The 19,194-nt window shown below is 66.8% G+C and carries 20 protein-coding genes and 1 tRNA gene; 11 read left to right on the top strand and 10 right to left on the bottom strand.

Features of this window, described 5'->3' with window-relative positions:
- Window positions 1-63: 63 nt before the first annotated feature.
- Window positions 64-2,043, bottom strand: a complete 1,980-nt coding sequence (locus ABDZ81_RS05510) for a DEAD/DEAH box helicase (protein ID WP_343772890.1) — start codon at window positions 2,041-2,043, stop codon at window positions 64-66.
- A 228-nt stretch (window positions 2,044-2,271) separates the two neighbouring features.
- Between ABDZ81_RS05510 and ABDZ81_RS05505 the strand changes: the two genes are divergently transcribed.
- Window positions 2,272-3,699: an NCS2 family permease gene (locus tag ABDZ81_RS05505; protein ID WP_343772888.1), complete on the top strand. Its 1,428-nt coding sequence runs from the start codon at window positions 2,272-2,274 to the stop codon at window positions 3,697-3,699.
- Window positions 3,700-3,775: 76 nt separating this feature from the next.
- Window positions 3,776-4,021, top strand: coding sequence for a glutathione S-transferase N-terminal domain-containing protein (locus ABDZ81_RS05500; protein ID WP_343772887.1), 246 nt, complete (start codon window positions 3,776-3,778; stop codon window positions 4,019-4,021).
- A gap of 845 nt (window positions 4,022-4,866) precedes the next feature.
- Here ABDZ81_RS05500 and alaS read toward each other — a convergent pair.
- The gene (gene alaS / locus ABDZ81_RS05495; RefSeq protein WP_343772885.1) at window positions 4,867-7,644 is read right to left on the bottom strand and encodes an alanine--tRNA ligase; all 2,778 of its coding nucleotides are present in this window, start codon (window positions 7,642-7,644) and stop codon (window positions 4,867-4,869) included.
- A gap of 200 nt (window positions 7,645-7,844) precedes the next feature.
- On the opposite strand from alaS, the gene ABDZ81_RS05490 reads away from it, so the two are divergent.
- On the top strand, window positions 7,845-8,000 hold the full coding sequence (locus ABDZ81_RS05490; RefSeq protein WP_343772883.1) for a hypothetical protein: 156 nt from the start codon (window positions 7,845-7,847) through the stop codon (window positions 7,998-8,000).
- Between the two features lie 20 nt (window positions 8,001-8,020).
- Here ABDZ81_RS05490 and ABDZ81_RS05485 read toward each other — a convergent pair whose 3' ends face one another.
- The gene (locus ABDZ81_RS05485; RefSeq protein ID WP_343772882.1) at window positions 8,021-8,602 is read right to left on the bottom strand and encodes a hypothetical protein; all 582 of its coding nucleotides are present in this window, start codon (window positions 8,600-8,602) and stop codon (window positions 8,021-8,023) included.
- A 138-nt stretch (window positions 8,603-8,740) separates the two neighbouring features.
- On the opposite strand from ABDZ81_RS05485, the gene ABDZ81_RS05480 reads away from it, so the two are divergent.
- The gene (locus ABDZ81_RS05480) at window positions 8,741-9,244 is read left to right on the top strand and encodes a metallophosphoesterase (RefSeq protein WP_343772881.1); all 504 of its coding nucleotides are present in this window, start codon (window positions 8,741-8,743) and stop codon (window positions 9,242-9,244) included.
- A gap of 338 nt (window positions 9,245-9,582) precedes the next feature.
- Here the strand turns inward: ABDZ81_RS05480 and ABDZ81_RS05475 are convergent, their stop codons facing one another.
- Window positions 9,583-10,431, bottom strand: coding sequence for an ArsR/SmtB family transcription factor (locus ABDZ81_RS05475; protein ID WP_343772880.1), 849 nt, complete (start codon window positions 10,429-10,431; stop codon window positions 9,583-9,585).
- A gap of 130 nt (window positions 10,432-10,561) precedes the next feature.
- Here ABDZ81_RS05475 and ABDZ81_RS05470 point away from each other — a divergent pair, with 130 nt between their 5' ends.
- Complete coding sequence (locus ABDZ81_RS05470) at window positions 10,562-10,687, top strand: DUF7859 family protein (protein WP_343772879.1); 126 nt, start codon at window positions 10,562-10,564, stop codon at window positions 10,685-10,687.
- Here ABDZ81_RS05470 and ABDZ81_RS05465 read toward each other — a convergent pair.
- Window positions 10,684-11,703 (bottom strand): threonine aldolase family protein, encoded by a 1,020-nt coding sequence (locus tag ABDZ81_RS05465; RefSeq protein ID WP_343772878.1) that lies wholly within the window; start codon window positions 11,701-11,703, stop codon window positions 10,684-10,686. The genes ABDZ81_RS05470 and ABDZ81_RS05465 overlap by 4 nt on opposite strands.
- Window positions 11,704-11,772: 69 nt before the next feature.
- Entirely contained in the window at window positions 11,773-12,132 is a 360-nt protein-coding gene (locus tag ABDZ81_RS05460) for a CHY zinc finger protein (protein ID WP_343772877.1), read from the bottom strand.
- A 142-nt stretch (window positions 12,133-12,274) separates the two neighbouring features.
- Between ABDZ81_RS05460 and ABDZ81_RS05455 the strand changes: the two genes are divergently transcribed.
- The 3 genes from ABDZ81_RS05455 to ABDZ81_RS05445 all read left to right on the top strand — a co-directional run bounded on the left by ABDZ81_RS05455 (window position 12,275) and on the right by ABDZ81_RS05445 (window position 15,213).
- Entirely contained in the window at window positions 12,275-13,363 is a 1,089-nt protein-coding gene (locus ABDZ81_RS05455) for an aminopeptidase (protein WP_343772876.1), read from the top strand.
- 110 nt (window positions 13,364-13,473) lie between these two features.
- Window positions 13,474-13,626, top strand: a complete 153-nt coding sequence (locus ABDZ81_RS05450; protein ID WP_343772875.1) for a hypothetical protein — start codon at window positions 13,474-13,476, stop codon at window positions 13,624-13,626.
- Window positions 13,627-13,731: 105 nt separating this feature from the next.
- Window positions 13,732-15,213 (top strand): HTTM domain-containing protein, encoded by a 1,482-nt coding sequence (locus ABDZ81_RS05445; protein WP_343772874.1) that lies wholly within the window; start codon window positions 13,732-13,734, stop codon window positions 15,211-15,213.
- Window positions 15,214-15,332: 119 nt separating this feature from the next.
- Here the strand turns inward: ABDZ81_RS05445 and ABDZ81_RS05440 are convergent, their stop codons facing one another.
- The 4 genes from ABDZ81_RS05440 to ABDZ81_RS05425 form a co-directional block, all read right to left on the bottom strand.
- Window positions 15,333-16,241 carry a DUF6414 family protein gene (locus ABDZ81_RS05440; protein WP_343772873.1) on the bottom strand — a complete coding sequence of 303 codons (909 nt, stop codon included), beginning with the start codon at window positions 16,239-16,241 and terminating at the stop codon, window positions 15,333-15,335.
- 225 nt (window positions 16,242-16,466) lie between these two features.
- A tRNA-Arg gene (locus ABDZ81_RS05435) sits at window positions 16,467-16,570 on the bottom strand.
- Window positions 16,570-16,989 (bottom strand): group I intron-associated PD-(D/E)XK endonuclease, encoded by a 420-nt coding sequence (locus ABDZ81_RS05430; RefSeq protein WP_343772872.1) that lies wholly within the window; start codon window positions 16,987-16,989, stop codon window positions 16,570-16,572. Before ABDZ81_RS05430 ends, ABDZ81_RS05435 begins: the two co-directional genes overlap by 1 nt.
- Before the next feature lie 44 nt (window positions 16,990-17,033).
- The gene (locus tag ABDZ81_RS05425) at window positions 17,034-17,411 is read right to left on the bottom strand and encodes a YccF domain-containing protein (protein ID WP_343772871.1); all 378 of its coding nucleotides are present in this window, start codon (window positions 17,409-17,411) and stop codon (window positions 17,034-17,036) included.
- Between the two features lie 111 nt (window positions 17,412-17,522).
- Here ABDZ81_RS05425 and ABDZ81_RS05420 point away from each other — a divergent pair, with 111 nt between their 5' ends.
- The 3 genes from ABDZ81_RS05420 (at window position 17,523) to ABDZ81_RS05410 (ending at window position 19,179) form a co-directional block, all read left to right on the top strand.
- Window positions 17,523-18,122, top strand: a complete 600-nt coding sequence (locus ABDZ81_RS05420; RefSeq protein WP_343772870.1) for a DprA-like winged helix domain-containing protein — start codon at window positions 17,523-17,525, stop codon at window positions 18,120-18,122.
- Between the two features lie 83 nt (window positions 18,123-18,205).
- Entirely contained in the window at window positions 18,206-18,769 is a 564-nt protein-coding gene (locus ABDZ81_RS05415) for an AAA family ATPase (RefSeq protein ID WP_343772869.1), read from the top strand.
- Window positions 18,766-19,179 carry an RNA-binding domain-containing protein gene (locus tag ABDZ81_RS05410; RefSeq protein ID WP_343772868.1) on the top strand — a complete coding sequence of 138 codons (414 nt, stop codon included), beginning with the start codon at window positions 18,766-18,768 and terminating at the stop codon, window positions 19,177-19,179. The genes ABDZ81_RS05415 and ABDZ81_RS05410 overlap by 4 nt, the downstream gene beginning before the upstream one ends.
- Window positions 19,180-19,194: the final 15 nt, after the last annotated feature.

Raw genomic sequence — 19,194 nt, 5'->3', positions numbered from 1 at the left:
TCATTCTTCGGAAGATCGCGCGCCGAGCGCCGGCTTCGTACGCTCCGATCCCACCGCGATCGCTCAGTCCTCGCGCTCGACGAGCGCCTCGCGCGTCTCGCGGATCCGGTCGACCACGGACTCGTAGTCGGCGTCCGCAGTTTCTCCGCCGTCGGCAGCCGCGTCCGACTCGGCATCGGCGTCCCGACCGACGGCACCGTCGGCGAGGTGTTCGGCGATCACCTCGGTCGCGGAAAGCAACCACGCCGCGCTCTCGGCCAGCCGGCGGACATCGCCCGGCGCGACGCCGTAGCGCTCGTCGATCGTCTCCGCGTCGGCGCCGTCGGCCCAGTCGGCGAGCAAGCGAGCGGTCTTCAGGGTGCCGAGCCAGGACTGGAAGTTCCCCTCGAACTCGCTGACGGACTTGGTGAACTGGTCCTCGCGGCGCATGGCGAACTCGCTGAGCCGGCCGGCCTCGTCGTTGCGGACGTGCTGGGTCGTCATGTCCTCGGTGTCGCAGACCAGTTCGAGGATCGTCAGCGCCGTCACCCGCTCCATCGCCGCGGCGGTTTCGACGGCCTCGACGACCTCGGCGCCGGTCAGCGGATCGACGTACACCCGCGAGACCAGCCGGCCGAGATCGGTCGCCGCGAGGCCGCCGTCGCGGCGGAGCATCCCGGTGGCGTCGAGGTAGGCCAGCACCTCGTCGGTCAGGTCCCGGAGTTCGGACTCGTCGCGCTGGTGGGCGAAAAACGTCGAGGCGAGCACGTCGCGCAGCCCTTCGCGGGAGTCCGCGAAGCCGCCGGCGACCGTCGCGAGGACGTGCGTGCGCAGCGGCTCGCGGGCCGCCAGCTTCGACTCGACGGGCTCGGGTTCGGCGCCGACGTAGCGCTCGCGAAGCGAATCAGCGTTTTCGCCCGTGGCGACCAGCACGGCCTCTCCGTAGGGATCGAGCCCCGGGCGGCCCGCGCGCCCGAACATCTGGTGGACCTCCAGCACGGGGAGCGGATCGTACCCCTCGCCGGTGAACCGCTCGGTGTCCCGGACGATCACTCGGCGCGCGGGGACGTTGACGCCGGCGGCGAGCGTCGGCGTCGCGCAGAGCACGCGCAGTTCGCGCTCGCGGAACGCGTTCTCGACGATCGAGCGGTGCTCGGCGCGCAGGCCCGCGTGGTGGAAGGCGACGCCACCCTTCGCGGCGCTCGCGAGTGCTTCTCCCGTGCTCGTGGTGGCGTCGGGGCCGATTTCCTCGGCGATTTCGGGCGCCGCGGCGAAGCCCTCGTCGGCCAGCTCCGCGGCGAGCTGCTGGGCCTCGCGCCGGGAGTTGACGAACACGAGCGACTGGCCGCCCTCGTCGAGCGCGTCGGCCACGAGCGCGGTGGTCGGCGGCCGATCGTCGGCGTCGATCCTGCGATTCTCGCCGTCCTCGAACGCGATCGCGCCGTCGTCGTACACGCCCGTTTTCAGATCGACCGGACGCCACGTCGACTGGACGAGTTCGGCGTCGAGCCAGTCGGCGATCTCGTCGGCGTTGCCCACAGTCGCGGAGAGCGCGACGATCTGCTGGTCGGGGCGAAGCCGCTGGAGCTTCGCTAACGTGACTTCCAGCGTCGGCCCGCGCCCGCGGGCGTCGAGCAGGTGGACCTCGTCGACGACGACGCAGGCGAGCCGCTCGACCCACTCGGCGCCGTTGCGGATCGCCGAGTCGACCTTCTCGCACGTGGCGACGACGATGTCGTCGTCTTCGAATCCGTCGTCGTCGCCGTCGTAGTCGCCCGTCGCGACGCCGACGCTCACGCCGGGGAGCTCGCTGAACGTCTCGTACTTCTCGGTCGCCAGCGCGCGCAGCGGGACGACGTACAGCGCCGGCCCGTCGGCGGTCAGCATCGCCAGCTGGGCGACCAGGGTCTTCCCGCTGGCGGTCGGCAGCGCCGCCACGACTCGCTGGTCGTCGGCGACGCCGGCCTCGACGGCGGCGACCTGCGGCGGGTACAGCGACTCGATTCCCTTCTCCTCGAAGTGCTCGACGAATCGGTCTTCGAGGGGTAGCTCCCGGACCTCCATCTACCGTACTCTCCGGCCAGATGCTACTTAAACCACGGGGCGGTCGGTAACGATTCCTTACTCCCGGTCTCGGGATGCGGTCCCGTTTTGCGCTCCCACCGGTTTCGTTCGTCGCTGCCGAACTACCGGCCGGCGCCGGGGGCGCTGATATGCAAGTTTGTGCTCGCAACGCTTTCAGACACAAGAAAATATTTAAGTTGGGTCTGTGCCCTTTGCATAATCGTCCAAATGGCACTCGCCGATACGCTCGCCGACTTCTTCGGGTTCGAGGAGCACGACACGGATCTCGGGACCGAGATCCTGGCGGGGATCACGACGTTCCTCACGATGTCGTACATCATCGTGGTCAACCCCCGGGTCATGGCCCAGCAGACCAACGCCGAGGGCGAAGTGACCTCGCCCGGCATCGCGATCGAGGGCTACACCGAGGCCGAGGTCATCCAGATGCTCGCGGTGGTGACGATACTCGCGTCGGCGGCCGCGATCTTCGTGATGGCCCTGTACGCCAATCGCCCGTTCGGACAGGCGCCCGGGCTCGGGCTCAACGCCTTCTTCGCGTTCACGGTCGTCGGCGCGATGGGCATCCCCTGGGAGACGGCGCTCGCGGCCGTCGTCACCGAGGGCGTGCTGTTCATCTTCCTGACCGCCATCGGGGCTCGCGAGTACATCATCAAACTGTTCCCCGAACCGGTCAAGTTCGCGGTGGGAACCGGGATCGGGCTGTTTCTCGCCCTGATCGGGCTCGAGGCGATGCAGATCGTCGTCGGCGCCGATCAGGCGGGCACCATCCTCGCGCTCGGCAATCTCGCGTCCAATCCCGTCGCCATCCTCTCGGTCGTCGGGCTGTTCGCCACGCTGGCGCTGTACGCCAACGGCATCCGCGGCTCGATCATCCTCGGCATCATCCTGACCGCTCTCGCGGGCTGGGGGCTGACGCTCGGCGGCGTGACCGCCGAGGGCGTGCTCGCGCCCCAGAGTCTCCCGAACGCCCAGTACAACATCGCGCCCCTCGCCGGCGCGTTCGTCGAGGGGTTCCAGAACGTCGACGCGTTCGCCTTCGCGCTGATCGTGTTCACGTTCTTCTTCGTCGACTTCTTCGACACCGCCGGCACGCTCGTCGGCGTCGGGCAGGCGGGCGACTTCCTCGACGAGAACGGAAATCTCCCCGACATCGACAAGCCGCTGATGGCCGACGCCGTCGGCACGACCGTCGGCGGCATCCTCGGCACCTCGACGGTGACGACGTACATCGAATCGGCGACCGGCGTCGAGGAGGGCGGTCGCACCGGCATGACCGCGCTGGTCGTCGGGCTGCTGTTCCTGCTCTCGCTCGCGGTCGTTCCCCTCGCCGCCGCGATCCCGTCGTACGCCTCTAACATCGCGCTCGTGGTCGTCGCGATCATCATGCTCGGCAACGTCACCGACATCCGGTGGAACGACGTCACCCACTCGATCCCCGCCGGAATGACGATCATCATCATGCCCCTGACGTTCTCGATCGCCTACGGCATCGCCGCGGGGATCATCAGCTACCCCGTCGTCAAGGCCGCGACGGGCGAGGCGCGGGACGTGTCGCTCGGACAGTGGGCGCTCGCCGGGGCGTTCATCGTCTACTTCTTCGTCCGGACGGGCGGCGTTCTCACCGGCGCCGCCTGATCGCCGGCGCGCGCTGGTGCGTTTGGGGCACACATCGTCGCGGCCCTTTTTTATCCGGACGGCCTACGTGTCGTCGATGACGAACCTCGAACTGTACGAACTGGAAGGCTGCCCGTACTGCGCGAAAGTCGTGAACAAGCTCGACGAGCTCGACCTGGACTACGAGTCCCACATGGTGCCCCGGAGCCACTCCGAGCGTACCGAGGTCGAGGAAGTGAGCGGCCAGACCGGCGTCCCGGTGCTCGTCGACCCGGAGCACGGCGTCGAGGGGATGCCCGAGAGCGACGACATCGTCGAGTACCTCGAAGAGACGTACGCGTAGAGAGCGGGTTTTTTCGGTCGTAAGTGTTCGGCGTGGGTTCTCCGGCGCACGAGCGATTGGCAACGGCGTCCTGAAAGCCTCTGCAACGCTCTCCGGAATCCCATTGGACGACAACACCCCGAAAGCCCCCGTCGTGCTCTCTGGAACAGCAGCTACAGCCTCTAACTTCCCGAAACCCCCCGCCGCGCTCGACCGGTTGCGACTCGCTGCGGTCCTCGCCTTCGGCTGCGGTCCTTGCTTCGTCTCACCCGGTCGAGTGCGGCGGCCCCTTTCATTCCCGAAAGACGCCTGACGGCGTCTTTCGACCCTCGCGAACCCTTCGGGTTCGCTCAGTCCCACCCAACCACAACCTCGTCCTCCCCAGCCGATTCGTTCGGTCGCTACGCTCCCTCACTCATCCCTCGCGCGCTGCTGTCTCGCCATGAAGGCTCGACAGCGCGCGCCACCGCAACTGCGCGGCCGGGCGCGCCCTCGTGGCGCGCCGACGGGGAAGGGCCGGGCTGCGCGTGGTCGCCTGTGGCGACCCGCGCAAGCGGTTGCGGGGCCTGGTGTCCTGCCGAGCGAAGCGAGGCAGGGCTCGGAAGACGAGCGGAGCGAGTCTTCCGGTGGACTGAAAGGACGAGGCACGGTCCGGGAAGCACGTCCCGTCAAGCACCGGAGTGACCGAAGGGAGCGAGGAGCGCAGGCGGGGCGCGCGACCGGAGCGGGCCGAGGGCTTTCGAGGTGGTCAAAGTAATCCCTGCCGTCACCGATGCTAAGAGCGGGCCGAGGGCTTTCGAGATAGTTCCCCTCGTATCAGTAGCTACTGCTATCAGCGAGAAAACCCGAAGAAGGACCGAGTATTCTCAGGCGTTCTGGACCTGCCGGAGCACGTCGGGCGCCTCCTCCAGCGCCTCGTCCAGCGCGTCGACGTCGGGACCGCCGCCCTGCGCGAAGTCCGGCGGGCCGCCGCCGCCGCCGCCGACGCGATCGGCGAGTTCACTGACGACCTGCCCGGCGTTGACGCCGACGCCGTCGGGGACCCCGACGACGAACTGCGCGCTGTCGGCGCCGCTGCCGATCACCGCGACCGAGCCCTCCTCGACGATGGCGTTGGCCGTCGCCCGGAGCTCGTCCATCTCGCCGTCGAGGCGCTGGACCACTGCGGTCGCGCCGTCGAGGTCGATCTCCTCGGCGTCGCCCGCGCCGCCCGCGCGCACTTCCGCGAGCTCTTCCTGCAGTTCCTCGATCTGCTTGCCTCGCGCCTTCCACTCCTCGAAGAAGCGCTCGGCGGTGTCGGGCACCTCCTGGGGGTTCACGTCGAGCGCCTCGGCGGCCTCGTAGAGCGCATCCTCGGTCCGCTGGGTGCCTTCGATGGCGGCCTCGCCGGCCGAGAACACGATGCGCTCGACGCCGTCCTGGACGCGCTCGGTCGTCCGGACCTTGATCGACCCGATGTCGCCGGTGCGCTCGACGTGGGTGCCGCCGCAGGCCTGGACGTCCTCGGCGACGTGGATCAGCCGGATCTGCTCGCCCGGCGGGACGCCGCCCTGGTAGAGGTCGAAGCCGTGCTCGGCCTCGGCGTCGTTCCGGTGAGGCCACTCCTGGGTGACCGCGACGTTGTCCATCACGAGCTCGTTGGCGACGCGCTCGATCTCCTTGACGTCCTCTCGGGTGATGCGCCGGTAGTGCTGGAGGTCGATTCGCGAGCTGTCGACGCCCTTCTGGGCGCCGGCCTGCCGGACGTGCTCGCCGAGCACCTGCTTGGCGCTGTGGATGATCACGTGGGTCGCGGTGTGGTTACGCATCAGCTGGCGGCGGCGTCGGACGTCGATCTGGCCGCGCACCATCGCGCCCTTGTCCAGCGGTTCGTCCGTGCGGTGGCGGACGACGCCGTTTTCGATCTGGACGTCGCTGACCTCGACGGTGGCGTCGTCGCTCGACAGCGTTCCGTGATCGGCGGGCTGGCCCCCGCCCTCGGGGTAGAACATCGTCTGGTCGAGCACGACGTCGTACCCGTCCTCGCGCTCGAACACGTCGAGCACGACCGCCTCGAACTCGGTGCCCTGCTGGTCGTCGTAGTAGAGCTTGTCAGTCTCGGGCAGATCCTCGAACCGGTCGTCGATCTCGTCGGCGCCCCCGGCGCCCGACTCCTGGTCGTGGCGCTGGGCGACGAGGCTGTAGAAGTCGTCGGGCACGTCGACCGCGGCGCCCCGGTCGCTCGCGATCTCCTCGACCATGTCGGGCTGGATCCCGTGGGAGTCGTACAGCTCGATCAGCTCGTCGGTCGGGATCGGCTCGCCCTTCGCGCTGTACTCCTCGGCGAGCTGCTCGACGCGCCGGGAGCCCCGGTCGAGCGTCTCGCGGTACTTCTCGACCTCGGTGCGGACCACGTCGCGGATCGTGTCGCGGTTCTCGTAGTCGAGCCGTTCGGCCTGCATGTCGACGAGCTCGTCGAGCGGCGCGTCGACGCCGACGTTGTCGACCAGCCGCTTGGTGCGCCGGAGCACCATCCGCGCCAGGTAGCCCGTCCCGACGTTCGAGGGGACGATGCCGTCGCCGAGCATGTACGCCAGCGTCCGGCAGTGGTCGGCGATCGCGTAGATGTCTTCGAGCGGCTCGACCAGCGCCTCCAGTTCCTCGGTCGTGACGCCGACCTGATCGGCGATCTCGCCGCGGGCGGCCTCGATGTCCTCAGCCTCGTCGATGTCCATCTTGCCCGCGAGCTTCGAGGCGTGGTGGACGACCGCCTGCTCGCCCTCGCTGAGCTCGATGCCGGCGTTGTCCTTGAGGAACGCGATCGTCTCGGGGTAGATCGCCTCGTACACCGTCGGCGTGCCCTGGCTCATCCAGGTCCACCGTTCGAGCCCGTAGCCGGTGTCGACGATGTAGGTGTCCATCGGCGAGTAGCGGTTCCCGTCTTTCATCTCGTACTCGCCCTCCGGATCTTGCTCCATCGACATGAAGACGAGCGTGGCGAGCTCGGCGCCCTTGTAGATGACCTCGATGGCGGGACCGGCGTTACCGCCGCCGACCCACGGGTCCTCGATGTAGGTGATCTCCTCCAGATCGGCGCCCAGCGACTCGAACAGCTCGTCGCAGTACTGGACCGTCTGATCCTTCCAGTACACTTCGCCCTCGTAGGCGTACTGCTCGGGGTCTTCGATCTCCTCGCGGGCGTTGAAGGCGTGGTGGGCCATCATCTCGAACGCCATCGTGTGCCGGCCGGTCTTGCCTACGTTGTCGATGTCCTGCATCCGGATGCAGGGCTGGCTGATCGTCAGCGGGTTGGCGGGCGGCGGCGTCTCGCCGGAGGTCACCAGCGGCTGGAAGTCGTAGATCGACGCCTGGGTCAGAAGGACGTCGTCGCGCCAGCGGTTCGCCGCGACGGGGTACGGGTCGATGCGCTCGTGGCCGTTCTCCTCGAAAAACGAGAGGAACGCCTCGCGCATCTCCTCTAAGCTGTACTCCTCGTCGAAGCCGGGGTCGTCGATGAACGAGTACTCCGCGCAGGGCGGCTCGCCGCAGGTCACCCGGTCGTGGTCGCGCGTCCAGAAGTGATCGCCACACTCCGAACACTGCTTTCGGACGAAGTCGTTGTCCTCGAAATAGTCGAGGCGGTACTCCTCCTCGAGTTCGCTCATTATGCTCTGGTGGTCGCGCAGCAAGTAAAACAGTTCCGCAACCGCGGAACGGCGGCCTCGGAGCGTCGCGCGTCTCGCCCCGCTGAATCGCAGGCGAATCCGAGCGACTGGCCTCGGACGGCTGTCGCGTCGCCCGCCGGACCTGTCCGCGAGCGGTCCGATGCACACGTTTACGACGAACTAGTTACGATTTCTACACGATGCAGCACTGCAGCGCCTGCGGGGAGCGGATCCGACTGGGGGAGGCAGAGCGGTGCCGGTGCGGGCAGACCATCCACGCCGCCTGCGACCACTACCACCGCGAGTTCGAGTGCGAGACGAGTCCGGACCGGTGGATCGGCGCCCAGGAGTTCTGACCCGGACGAACTCGCTTCGCTCAGTCGATCCGGAACGCCCCGTCCGCCCGCTCGACGCCCGGCAGTTCTGCCAGTCGCGGCGCGACGCAGTCGAGCCACACTTCGGCGTCCGCGTAGCCCGCCGAGTGGGCGGGATACACGTCCTCGGCCAGCGCCTCGCGGTCCGCCGGGCCGCGCTCTCGGAGATACTCGAACGCCGTCCGGACGGCGTCGCGACGCCAGTCGCGCATCAGCTCGCTGGCGCCCGGGAACTCCAGCTCGTCGAGGGCGTCCTCGATCGCCCGGTCGTCGTCGATCGTGACGACGACGTCGCCGTCGGCCAGCCGTTCCGGGGGAAGGTACCAGAGGTCGACGTCGAGCTCCTCGCGCGCGTCGTCTCTGGGTCGATCCCGAGCCTCGGCGTCGACGCCGGACACCGTCTTCCGCCGGAGCGCTCCTCGCTCGACGAGCGCGTCGAGCGCCGCCGCGGCCGCCTCGGCGTCGAGCCCGGCCGCCGCGGCGACTTCCTGGACGGAGAGCGGCGCCGCGTCCTCGAACGCCGCCAGCACCGTCGCCTCGTCGGCCGAGGGCGCGCCGCCGCCCGCGTCGCTGTCCGCAGCCATAGCTGGGCGTTTGCGAGCATCCACCATGGGCCTTCCCCTTCGCGAGCACGCGACGGCGTCTCGCTCGGCAGGTCGCGATCCGATTCCGCTGCGCGCCGAGTCGAAAGACAGGTCGGGACGGCGCCCCTCGCCACTGCCATGCTCACGGTCTGTTCCGACACCCACAGCAGCGAGGGCCACGCGCTCGAAGGACGAACGATCGAGGCCGTCCGCGAGGCAGACGCGGTGATCCACGCGGGCGATTTCACGTCGACGAGCGCGCTCGACGCGTTCCACGACGTCGCCGACACCCTCTACCCGGTCCACGGCAACGCCGACAGCGCAACCGTCCGCGAGCGGCTTCCGACGGCCCGCACCGTCGAGTACGAGGGCGTCCGCATCGCCGTCACGCACCGCCGGGACGGCGGGCCGACCGCGCTCTCGCTGTTCGGCCGCCAGAAGGGCGCCGACCTGGTGATCTCGGGCCACTCCCACGACCCCGGCGTGGTCGAGACCGACGAGGTGACGCTGCTCAACCCCGGTAGTCACGCCCAGCCGCGCGGGAACCGGCCGGGGCACGCCGAACTGGTCCCCGCGGACGACGGGCTCGACGGGAAACTGGTACAGCCGGACGGAACGGTGTTCGAGGAGTTCTCTATCTGAGAGTGGGGGAATGGGTTCGGCAGTGACGGCCGACGCGGACGGCCGGCGCCAGGATTTCCGGCCGCCCGTGGAGGGTCGGAACCGCGCCGGCGTCAGGGACCGGCGCGACGGCGGAGGGCTTCGGACAGTGGGATTCGGGTCGCGGGGCCGATCGGGCGGTTCCGTTCGGAGGGCCGTCGGACAGCCACGGCGTCCTCGACTGGACGCGTCTACGACTTTGTAGGGGAAGGGAAAATAGCCACCGTAGAGTCAAACAGCGATTTTAGTCACGTGACGGCGAGGGGATGGTCGCCGAGCGACGCCGTCGCTCGGCCGGGAGATCCCGGCTCGAAGATCGCTCACGCTCGGTAGGCCCGAGCGTACCAGAGCACGAACCACGCGATCATCACCGTCGCGCCGCCGGCGAAAAACAGCGCGCCCGGCGGCAGCCCGGCCCCGAAGAGATCACCGAGCAGCGGCACGTCGTCGAGGAAGGGGACGTCGACGCCGCCGGCGCCGCCGTCTTCGCCGCCGCTCGCTGTTCCGCCGTCGGCGCCGCTTCCGTCGGCGCTGCCGCCACCATCGGACCCGCCGCCGTCGGCGCTGTCTCCGTCCGAAGTGGTGTCGTCACCCGAATCCGTGCCGTCACCGCTCTCGTCGGCGTCGGACGTGGTGACTCCGCCGCCGTCGTCCGATCCCCCACCGGCGGGTTCGTCACCGGACCCGCTGTCGCCGGTTCCGCCGTCGGTCGCGCCGCCGCTCGTCGCCGTTTCGGGGGCGAGATACTGGACGAGCAGGCTCGCGCCGGCGACGGCGCCGATGCCGCCGAGCAGCCGCGAGAGCGCGGCGCGGAGTCCGGTCTCCTTCTCGTCGTCGCCGGCGAACACCACGAGGGGCTGGTCGGTCGGGGCGTACACCTTCATCTCGCGGCCCTTCTCGGAGTAGATCGTGTCGGCGACGCGGATCACGTCGGCGTCGGCCAGGTTCTCGAGATGGTACTGGGTGTTCTGGAGCGAGGTGTCGACGCGGTCGGCCAGCTCCGAGGGCGTCCCGGGGTCGTCGTGGAGCGCGCTGAGCAGTTCGCGCGCGGTGCCCGAGGACAGGGCAGCCAGCACGTCGTCGGCGTCGTCGCTGTCTAACCCGACCACCCGCGGGTCGCCGCCGTCCGCGGCCGAGGTGTCGGGGGAGGAGGGCAGGAGGTCGGCCATGCGCTACATATCTCAATCGTCCTGCATGAACTTTCCGGGCTGAGCGCGAGCCCGCGACCGCAATCTCCCACCGGACCGACCGTCGACACCCGTCGAAACGCCTTTGTTCCGGCCGACTGAACGTCGAGACATGAACCTCGATCCGTTCTTCCTCGGCCTCGTCGCGGTCTTCGTCGGGCTGTTTTTCTTCCTGTTCCTGCTAGTGCGCCGGACGCTGCTCTCCTTCAAGGAAGGGATGGACGAGTCGCGCCGCTAGCGGAGTTCGTCCCGAATTCTCCGCACGGCCGCTTCGACGTCCTCCCGCGCAACGTCCAGATGCGTGCAGAAGCGGACGGTGTGTTCTCCGAACGCGGTGCCGAGCACGTCGCGACGCTCCGCGGCGTCGAGGAACTCCTCCGCGGACAGTCCGGCGCCGCTCGTGTCGACCAGCACGATGTTCGTCTCCGGTTCCGACGCCGCGAGCCCCGGAACGGCGTCGAGCCCGGCGGCGAGCTCTCGGGCGTTCTCGTGATCCGCCGAGAGCCGATCGCGGTTCGCCAGCGCCGCGACTCCCGGCGCCGCGATCAGCCCGGCCTGGCGCATCCCGCCGCCCAGCAGTTTCCGGGTGCGCCGGGCGCGCTCGATGAATTTCTCGTCGCCGGCCAGCATCGATCCCACGGGCGCGCCGAGCCCCTTCGAGAGGCAGAACATCACCGAGTCGACCGACTCCACGAACCGCTCGGCCGGCACGTCGTGGTGGGTGGCGGCGTTGAACAGGCGCGCCCCGTCGAGGTGGACCGGCACGTCGAGGTCGCGGGCAGCCTCCGCGGCGGCGTCGATCCGCTCGGGCGCGATGGCGACGCCACCCTTGGCGTTGTGGGTGTTCTCCAGCGTCAGCAGCCCGGTGCCGGGTCTGTGGAGGTCCTCCTCGACGTGCTCCGCCCGGATCTGCGCCGGCGTCGGGACGCCGCGGTCGCCGCCGTCCAGCGTCCGGACCTGTAGCTGGGCGTGCTGGGACAGGCCGCCCAGTTCCCACTTGTAGATGTGGCTCTCGCGCTCGACGAGCACCTCCTGGCCCCGCTCGGCGTGGACCCGCGCCACGATCTGGTTGCCCATCGTCCCCGTCGGGACGTACAGCGCGGCCTCGGTCCCGACGATCTCGGCGGCCCGACGTTCTAGCTCGTTCACCGAGGGGTCCTCGCCGTACACGTCGTCGCCAACCTCGGCGTCGCGGGCCGCCCGTCGCATCTCGTCGCTCGGCGTCGTCACGGTGTCGCTCCGGAGGTCGATCATACTCCCGCGTTGGCGTCCGTGCGGAAAAACGGTCCCGGCCGTCGAGGCGGTCTGCGCGGCGGTCAATAGCTACGGGGCGTCGGCGCTCTCCTCACCGGCGTTTCCGAACTCTTCGAAGTACAGGTGGTAGTGGTCCGCGCAGCCGGGGTTGAACGCCGCGTCGCAGGCCGGGCATCCTTCGGCGCCCACGTACTCCTCGACCGCGAGTTCGGCGCCGCAGGCGCCACAGAGCACCGCCGGCTCGTCCCGGCGGTCGGCCGGCCACCGCTCGGCGTCGTGCTCGGTGACGGCCTCGTGGCACCGAAAGCAGGGGTAGTACGTCCCGCAGCAGGCGAACTTGATCGCGACGACGTCGCGCTCGCTCGCGTAGTGGGCGCAGCGCGTCTCGGCGTCGACCGCGCCCCGGACTTCGTGGCCGTGGATCTGCACACTGCACGTCTGGAGCTACGGGCACATAGAACCCGGCGCGATGCCGACGCTCGACCCGTCGTCGGTGAGTGCCGCGAGCGCGCCGCTTCCGCAACCGTCGCCAAACCAAACGGTTTTGCACGACCCGGATTCAGAAGGTGGTATGGACCCGCGAATCCGCGAGCACGCGTCGCTGCTCGTCCACGATGCGCTCGAACTGGAAGAGGGCGACGACGTGATCGTCAGAGTACCGGACGTCGCCGAGGACCTGCTGGTCGCGATCTACGAGGTCCTGGGCGACGTCGGCGCCAACCCCGTGTCGCTGGGCGGCACCGCCCGCGCCCACCGCGCCTACATGCGAGCCCACGACGGCGAGTTCGAGCTTCCGGACCACGAGATGGCGCTCGTCGAGGCGGCCGACGCCCACATCCACGTCCGGGCGGACGAGAACGTCACCGAGACCAGCGACATCGACCCCGAGCAGAACTCGGCCTATCAGCAGACCCGGCGGCCCATCCTCGACGAGCGGCTCACCGACAACTGGACGCTCACGCAGTACCCCGCGCCGGCCAACGCCCAGCTCGCCGAGATGAGCACCGAGGGCTACGAGAACTTCGTCTGGGACGCCGTCAACAAGGACTGGGACGCCCAGGAGGCGTTCCAGGCCCAGATGGTCGAGATCCTCGAGGGCGCCGAGGAGGTCCGGATCGTCTCGGGCGACTCGACCGACGTCACGATGCGCGTCGCCGACAACCCGACGATCAACGACACCTGCAAGCATAACGTCCCCGGCGGCGAGGTCTTTACCGCACCGCAGCCCGACAGCGTCGAGGGCGAGGTGCTGTTCGACAAGCCCGTCTACCAGCAGGGTCGCGAGGTGCTCGACGCCCGCCTCGTGTTCGAGGACGGCGAGGTTGTCGACCACGCCGCGAGCAAGAACGAGGACGTCCTCACGGAGATTCTCAACACCGACGACGGTGCCCGCCGCCTCGGCGAGCTCGGCATCGGGATGAACCGCGACATCGACCGGTTCACCTACAACATGCTGTTCGACGAGAAGATGGGCGACACCGTCCACATGGCGGTCGGTCGGGCCTACGAGGACACCGTCGGCGAGGGCAACGAACAGAACGAGAGCGCCGTCCACGTCGACATGATCGTCGACATGAGCGAGGACTCGCGGATCGAGGTCGACGGCGAAGTGGTGCAGCGCGACGGGACGTTCAGGTTCGAGGACGGGTTCGAGGGGTAGTTCCGCTAGCGAGGTGCGTCCCGGAGATGCGCTCGATGCCGTAATTTGATCTTCTATCCCGTCTACAAACTTGAGAATTATTTATGAATATCCGTCGCAGTTATCGTAGCATGCCCAAGGTCAGTTGCCCGGACTGCGATCGAAGCATCGCGATGCACGAACTCGAAGCCCGTACCGTCACCCAGCGCAGCGGCTTCGACACGAGCTATCGGTGTCCGTTCTGCCGCGGCGACATCGAGGACGTGAGCAGTCGCCTGGCCTGACCCGCGGCGCCCGCCCGCCGTTCACGGTCGCTGCGCGGCACTGCGGTTTATTTCTAACAGGTTCACAAACTATTTACTCGCGACCGGGGAACGATAGCGCCGACGATGTCCCTCCACCCGAACGACGCCTCCTCACCCGCGGCGCGGCTCCACGCGGCGCTGGCGCGGCGCCTCGGCGTCGACGCCCGCGCGCTGGCGGCGTTTCGCGCCCTCGTCGCGATCACGCTGCTGGTCGATCTCCTGCTCCGGGCGACCGATCTGGTCGCGTTCCACGCCGATCGGGGCGTCTTGCCCCGCGCGGCGCTCGCCGAGCAGTACCCCCTCGCCGAGTCGCTGTCGCTCCACGCGGTCTCCGGTGCGGCGTGGTTTCAGGCGTGCCTGTTCGTCCTCGCGGCCGTGCTCGCGATCGCGCTGTTGCTCGGCGTCCGGTCCCGGCTCGCAGCGGCCGGATCGCTGGCGCTGCTCGTCTCCGTGCAGCTGCGCAACCCGCTCGTGCTGAACTCCGGCGACGTGTTGCTCGCGACGCTGCTGGCGCTTTCGCTGCTCGTTCCGCTGGGCGAGCGCTGGTCGGTCGACGCGCTCGGCCGCTCCGATCGCGACCGGCACGTCGCCTCGGCGGCGACGGCGGCGCTGTGCCTGCAGGTCGTGACGGTTTACGCGACGAACGCGGTGTTCAAGCTCCGCGGCGGCCGCTGGCTCGGCGGCGACGCCGTCCGTGACGTGGTCCGGCTCGACAGCTTCACGATCCTGCTGGGAAACTACCTCGCCGAAATTCCGGACCTCGCCGGCGCGGTCGCCGTCCCCTGGCTCGCGCTGCTCGTCGCGTCGCCGCTCTTGATCCTGCTGACCGGGCGCGCCCGCACGGCGCTCGTGCTGCTGTTCCTCGGCGCGCACCTGGGGATGTTTCTGACCGTCACCGTCGGCCTGTTCCCGCTCGTGCTGACCGCCGGCGTCGTCCTGTTTCTCCCCGCGAGCGCGTGGGACGCCGTCGAGCGCCGGGTTCGACCGCACCTCGCCCCGTTCGCGCTGGACTGGTGGGCCGACGCGCTGACCGTCGCCCGCCGGCGCGCCCCCGCGCTCCCGACGTCGCCCGCGATCGCGCGCTGGCGTCGCCGCGCCGGCCTCGCCCTCGCGGCGCTCGCGCTCGTCTCGGTGCTGGCGTGGGGCGTCGGCTCGGTCGGCGCCGCGGACCCGCTGGCGCCGGTCGACGGCGCCGAGACGGAGGACTACAAGTGGGCGATGTTCGACGACCCGCCCGCCGCCTACCGCTGGTACGGCGTCACGGCCCGGCTGGACACCGGGCGCGAGGTCGACGCGCTGGGCCGATCGGTCGAGGACTGGACCGCCCCGCCCGACGCCGCCCGGACGTACGGAAACTTCCGGTGGCGCAAGTTCATGAGCGACATCGACGGTTCGGGCGTCACGGCCGAGCGCCTCGCCGAATACGCCTGCCGGCGGGCGAGCGCCCGGTACGACGCCGACGCCGAGCACGTGACGATCACCGAGTACGAGCGGTACGTGTACGACGGTGGTACCAGTCCGACGGGTCAGCGGCAGGTGTTGCGGTACGCGTGCCCGCTGCAGTAGATCTATAACGAATAATACACGCATCAAATAATTCTATCTATGATATAGTAAAGTAGGTGTTTTCTCTGGTATATAGCCCATTATTGCGGAACAATACGGACTGGTCGCGATCAGTGATTTCACCAATATATTGCAATTGGATGGATGACGAATCCTGGTCCTTCTAGAGCTATCTCTCTATCCTCAACATCCAAACTGAAACGAGCATCAGTAGTTACCTCACCGATATCACCTAAATCAGCGAAAGCTTCGATATCAGCAGAAGACACATCAGGAACTTCCATATCTCCTTCCGCAGAATCTATCGCATTAATCATTCCTGAAGCCCAATTCCTCAAGGAATCCATTGTTTCATCCACTAATATTGAATCAATTAGCTCTGCAACATTGAGATAGTCCCATCTATCTTCTCCTCCAATTTGTTTTGATACTCGACCGAAAACAACATATTCTTTAGCTTCTAGAAATGCTTGTCTCCTTTCTGTCCAGAGATTGTCCGGGTCTATTCTCATTCCGTAGGCAAATCGTGAATCTTCTACTTCTAATGATAATCCGATCGCATCCGAATATAATATTTTGTGAGCTTCCTGTATCTGATCTTGGTTTTCTATATCCATGACTTCTGAGTAGGCATTAAATATCGTCAAAATTCTATAAATAGCATCTGTATTTATGGCCCCACTGATTTTCACTAGATCTCCTTCTGAGCAACTAACGGTATCTCCCTCAGTGATATCAACAATCTCATCCTCTACCTCTTCATGAAGAACATTAAAAATATACTGGTCATTAATGCGTTTAGATGTTTCAAACATCTGCCTTCCCATTTTTGACCCTGCAAGGTTAGCTCCCCCTTCTGCTTTTCCTACATAGGGTATCTCAAATCCCGCAGATAACTCTGCACCACCTTCTCCTTCTGTAGTAGACTCAGAAACCTCTGTTATTGCCTCCGGGATCGCAATATTCTCTGATGCTAATAGGCTGCGAACAGCTAAATCATCAAGATACTCGAATTGTCTAAATGCCATAACTTCGGTTATCTGCTGATGAACAATAACCCTATCGCCAATCCGTCCTCGTCAATTCGCTTTCGGGTACAGAGATCTACGCCGAGTTCGACAACTGTGAAGCAGATATATCACCACCTATCTTATATGTGGTAACATAGAAAAATAGATTTCTATACTCTAGTTGGTGGAATTAATGGATCTTAATGGATAATTGGTGAAAATGAGGAACCGGAGATCTCAGAACGGGCACGATGGGATTTGAACCCACGACCGTCGGATGTCTTCCTCTAATACTGCCGTATTAGAGATAGAAGTCCGACGCTCTATCCGGACTGAGCTACGTGCCCTACAAGTCTCTTAACTGTGCATCTATCAGATAGTCTTCGGCCCAATTTATACCCTTTGACTGCCCATTGTCCGGCGGTTGAGTTCGCAACGTCATCTCCCCATTAGCCGCTTTGGAGATTGGGACCAGATATGTTTCTTCTGTACCGAACGAGTAAACGGCAAAATAATCGATGTCTCCTCTGTAGTCTTCTCTAGTACTCCCTGTTGTATTAGGTCTAGAACTCTTAGTACTGAATATTATCCTATCCTGCTTATAACGTCCAGACTTACATTGGAGCTTATGGAATCCGGCCTCTCCCTGAATGACCAAGTCGTACCGATTACTCTCGCTGAATGGTATTAGTACATCAAACTCTCTGTTCACCAAGTCAGACAGAACCATCGCCTCCACTTTGTCTCCTTTTGCATTCGGGTCCATACTTGTGAAAATATATCGCCGGCTATAATGCTTGGGAAGGGGCTTCAGCCGTGGAAGCGGTACAGCGACGTCACGTACGGCAGGCGGTTGAACATCCAGTACGCGACGGGCAAGCCGATCACCGTCACCGCGAGCAGGGCGGCGGCGTTCGCCCACAGCAGGCTGGCCCACCACCCCACGAGCACGAAGTACACGCCCCGCACGAGAAGCGAATTCTGCCCGCGTGCGCTGTCCGGGTCCGACAGCGATCGGGGCTCTTTCAGCGTCAGCACCGTCGGGACGAGGTTGATCAGCTTGATGCCGAAGGGGAGCAGGAGAATCGTGACGTTCAGCGCCCACGCGAGGTTGACCACGATCGGCGTGAGCCACCAGCCCACGAGGACGAACCAGAGCGCACGGACCGGCAGGGACCGTTCTGTCATGCTGCCGAGTAGGTGCCAGATACGTATACTCGTCCCGGTCGGCGAGCGCTCGCGCTCTCCGTCGTGTCACTCCCGCAACGCTAATGGGTCGGTCGGACGAACCGTCGCACGATGGACGCGCGTCGCATCACCGGCTCGCTGATCGAGGTCGCCGGGACCGTTTCGGGGCTCGCGCTGCTGGTGTTCGTCCTCGACTGGCCGGTCGAGCGCCTGCTCCCCATCGTGTTTGCGTTCGCGGCCGTGAGGGTCTACAGGCTGGCGCGGGATCGCTACGAGTTCAACCCCGGCTGGGCGAAGGCGATCCTCGGCGTCGCGCTCGCGGGCCTCGGCGCCGCGGCGCTGCTGCGCCCCGACGGAATCCTGTGGATCAAGCTCGGGATGCTCGGCGCCGGCGCGTGGCTCGCGCTCGACGGCGTCTGCGACCTGCGGGTCGGCGCCTCGCCGCGACGCACCGGCGACCCCTACGTCACCGTGCAGGACGCCGGGACGGTCTGGCGAGCGCTCGACCGGGAACCGCGATCCGCGGAGGCGCTCCGGGACGCCGTCGACCTGCCGGCCGAGCGGGTCGATCGGGCGCTCGCGGAGCTGGAGCGCCAGGGTCGCGTCGCCGAGACTCGCGGCGTCTACGAACCCAGCGATCCCGACCGTGACTGGGGCGGCCTCGTGAACAAGGCCCTCGCGCGGCTCGGCCGGCCGCTCCGGCAGTTCTGACGCCGCGTTTCGGGTCGTCGCTTCGTTCTCGTCCGACGCCCGGAACACAGCGCTTAAGCGCCCGTCAGCGCTACACCGAGTCGATGAGAGTTATCGGGACCATCGGCCTGCCGGGCAGCGGCAAGGGCGAGGCGGCCGAAGTCGCCCGCGAGCTGGGCGTGCCCGTCGTGACGATGGGCGACGTGATCCGCCGGGAGTGCCGGGACCGCGGGCTCGACCCCGCGACCCACCACGGCGAGGTCGCGCAGGCGCTGCGCGAGGAAAAGGGGCCGGCCGCCGTCGCCGAGCGATCGCTGCCGCTGATCCGCGAGGAACTCGACGACGCCGACGCGGTGCTGGTCGACGGCATCCGCAGCGACGTCGAGGTCGACGCCTTCGAGGACGCCTTCGGCGAGCGGTTCTCGCTGGTCAGCGTCGAGGCGCCGTTCGAGGTGCGCGAGGAGCGGCTCGCCGAGCGCGGGCGCGACAAGAGCGAAGACGAGGGCGGCGAGAGCCTCGAAGAGCGCGACGAGCGCGAGCTCGGCTTCGGCATGGGCGAGGCGATGGAGCGGGCCGACGTGCGCATCGACAACACCGGCTCGCTGGAGTCGTTCCGCCGCACGGTTCGCACGGTACTCGAGAGCGGTCCGGAGGCGATCACGCGATGATCTACAGCGTCGACATCCAGATCACGGCGCCGGTCAACGACACCGAGGTCACCGACCGCGTCCGAGACGCCATCACGAATCTGTTCCCCGACGCCGACGTCGAGTTCCAGCACGGCGAGTTGCTCGCCGAGGCCCACTCGATGGACCACTTCTCCGAGCAGCTCCACCGCCAGGAGATCCTCGACACCGCCCGCGGCGAGTTCTTCGGCGACCTGCGCGACGATACGTTCTCGTTCGCCCTGAAGAAACAGCCCGCCTTCGAGGGCGTCGTCAACTTCGCCGTCGGCAACCCCGACGAGCTCGGCGACATCCAGGTGCGCGTGCGCGTCGACGAGCCCGACGCCGAGTCCTTCGTCGACCACGTCGCGCCGCCGACCGAGGAGGGCAAGCCGGTCGCCGACGACGCGTAAGTCGACCGCTTTTCT

The organism is Natronoarchaeum mannanilyticum, from assembly GCF_039522665.1.
GTDB lineage: Archaea > Halobacteriota > Halobacteria > Halobacteriales > Natronoarchaeaceae > Natronoarchaeum > Natronoarchaeum mannanilyticum.
The sequence above is the reverse complement of the archived record's forward strand: the minus strand, read 5'-3'. Positions and strand labels throughout refer to the sequence as shown.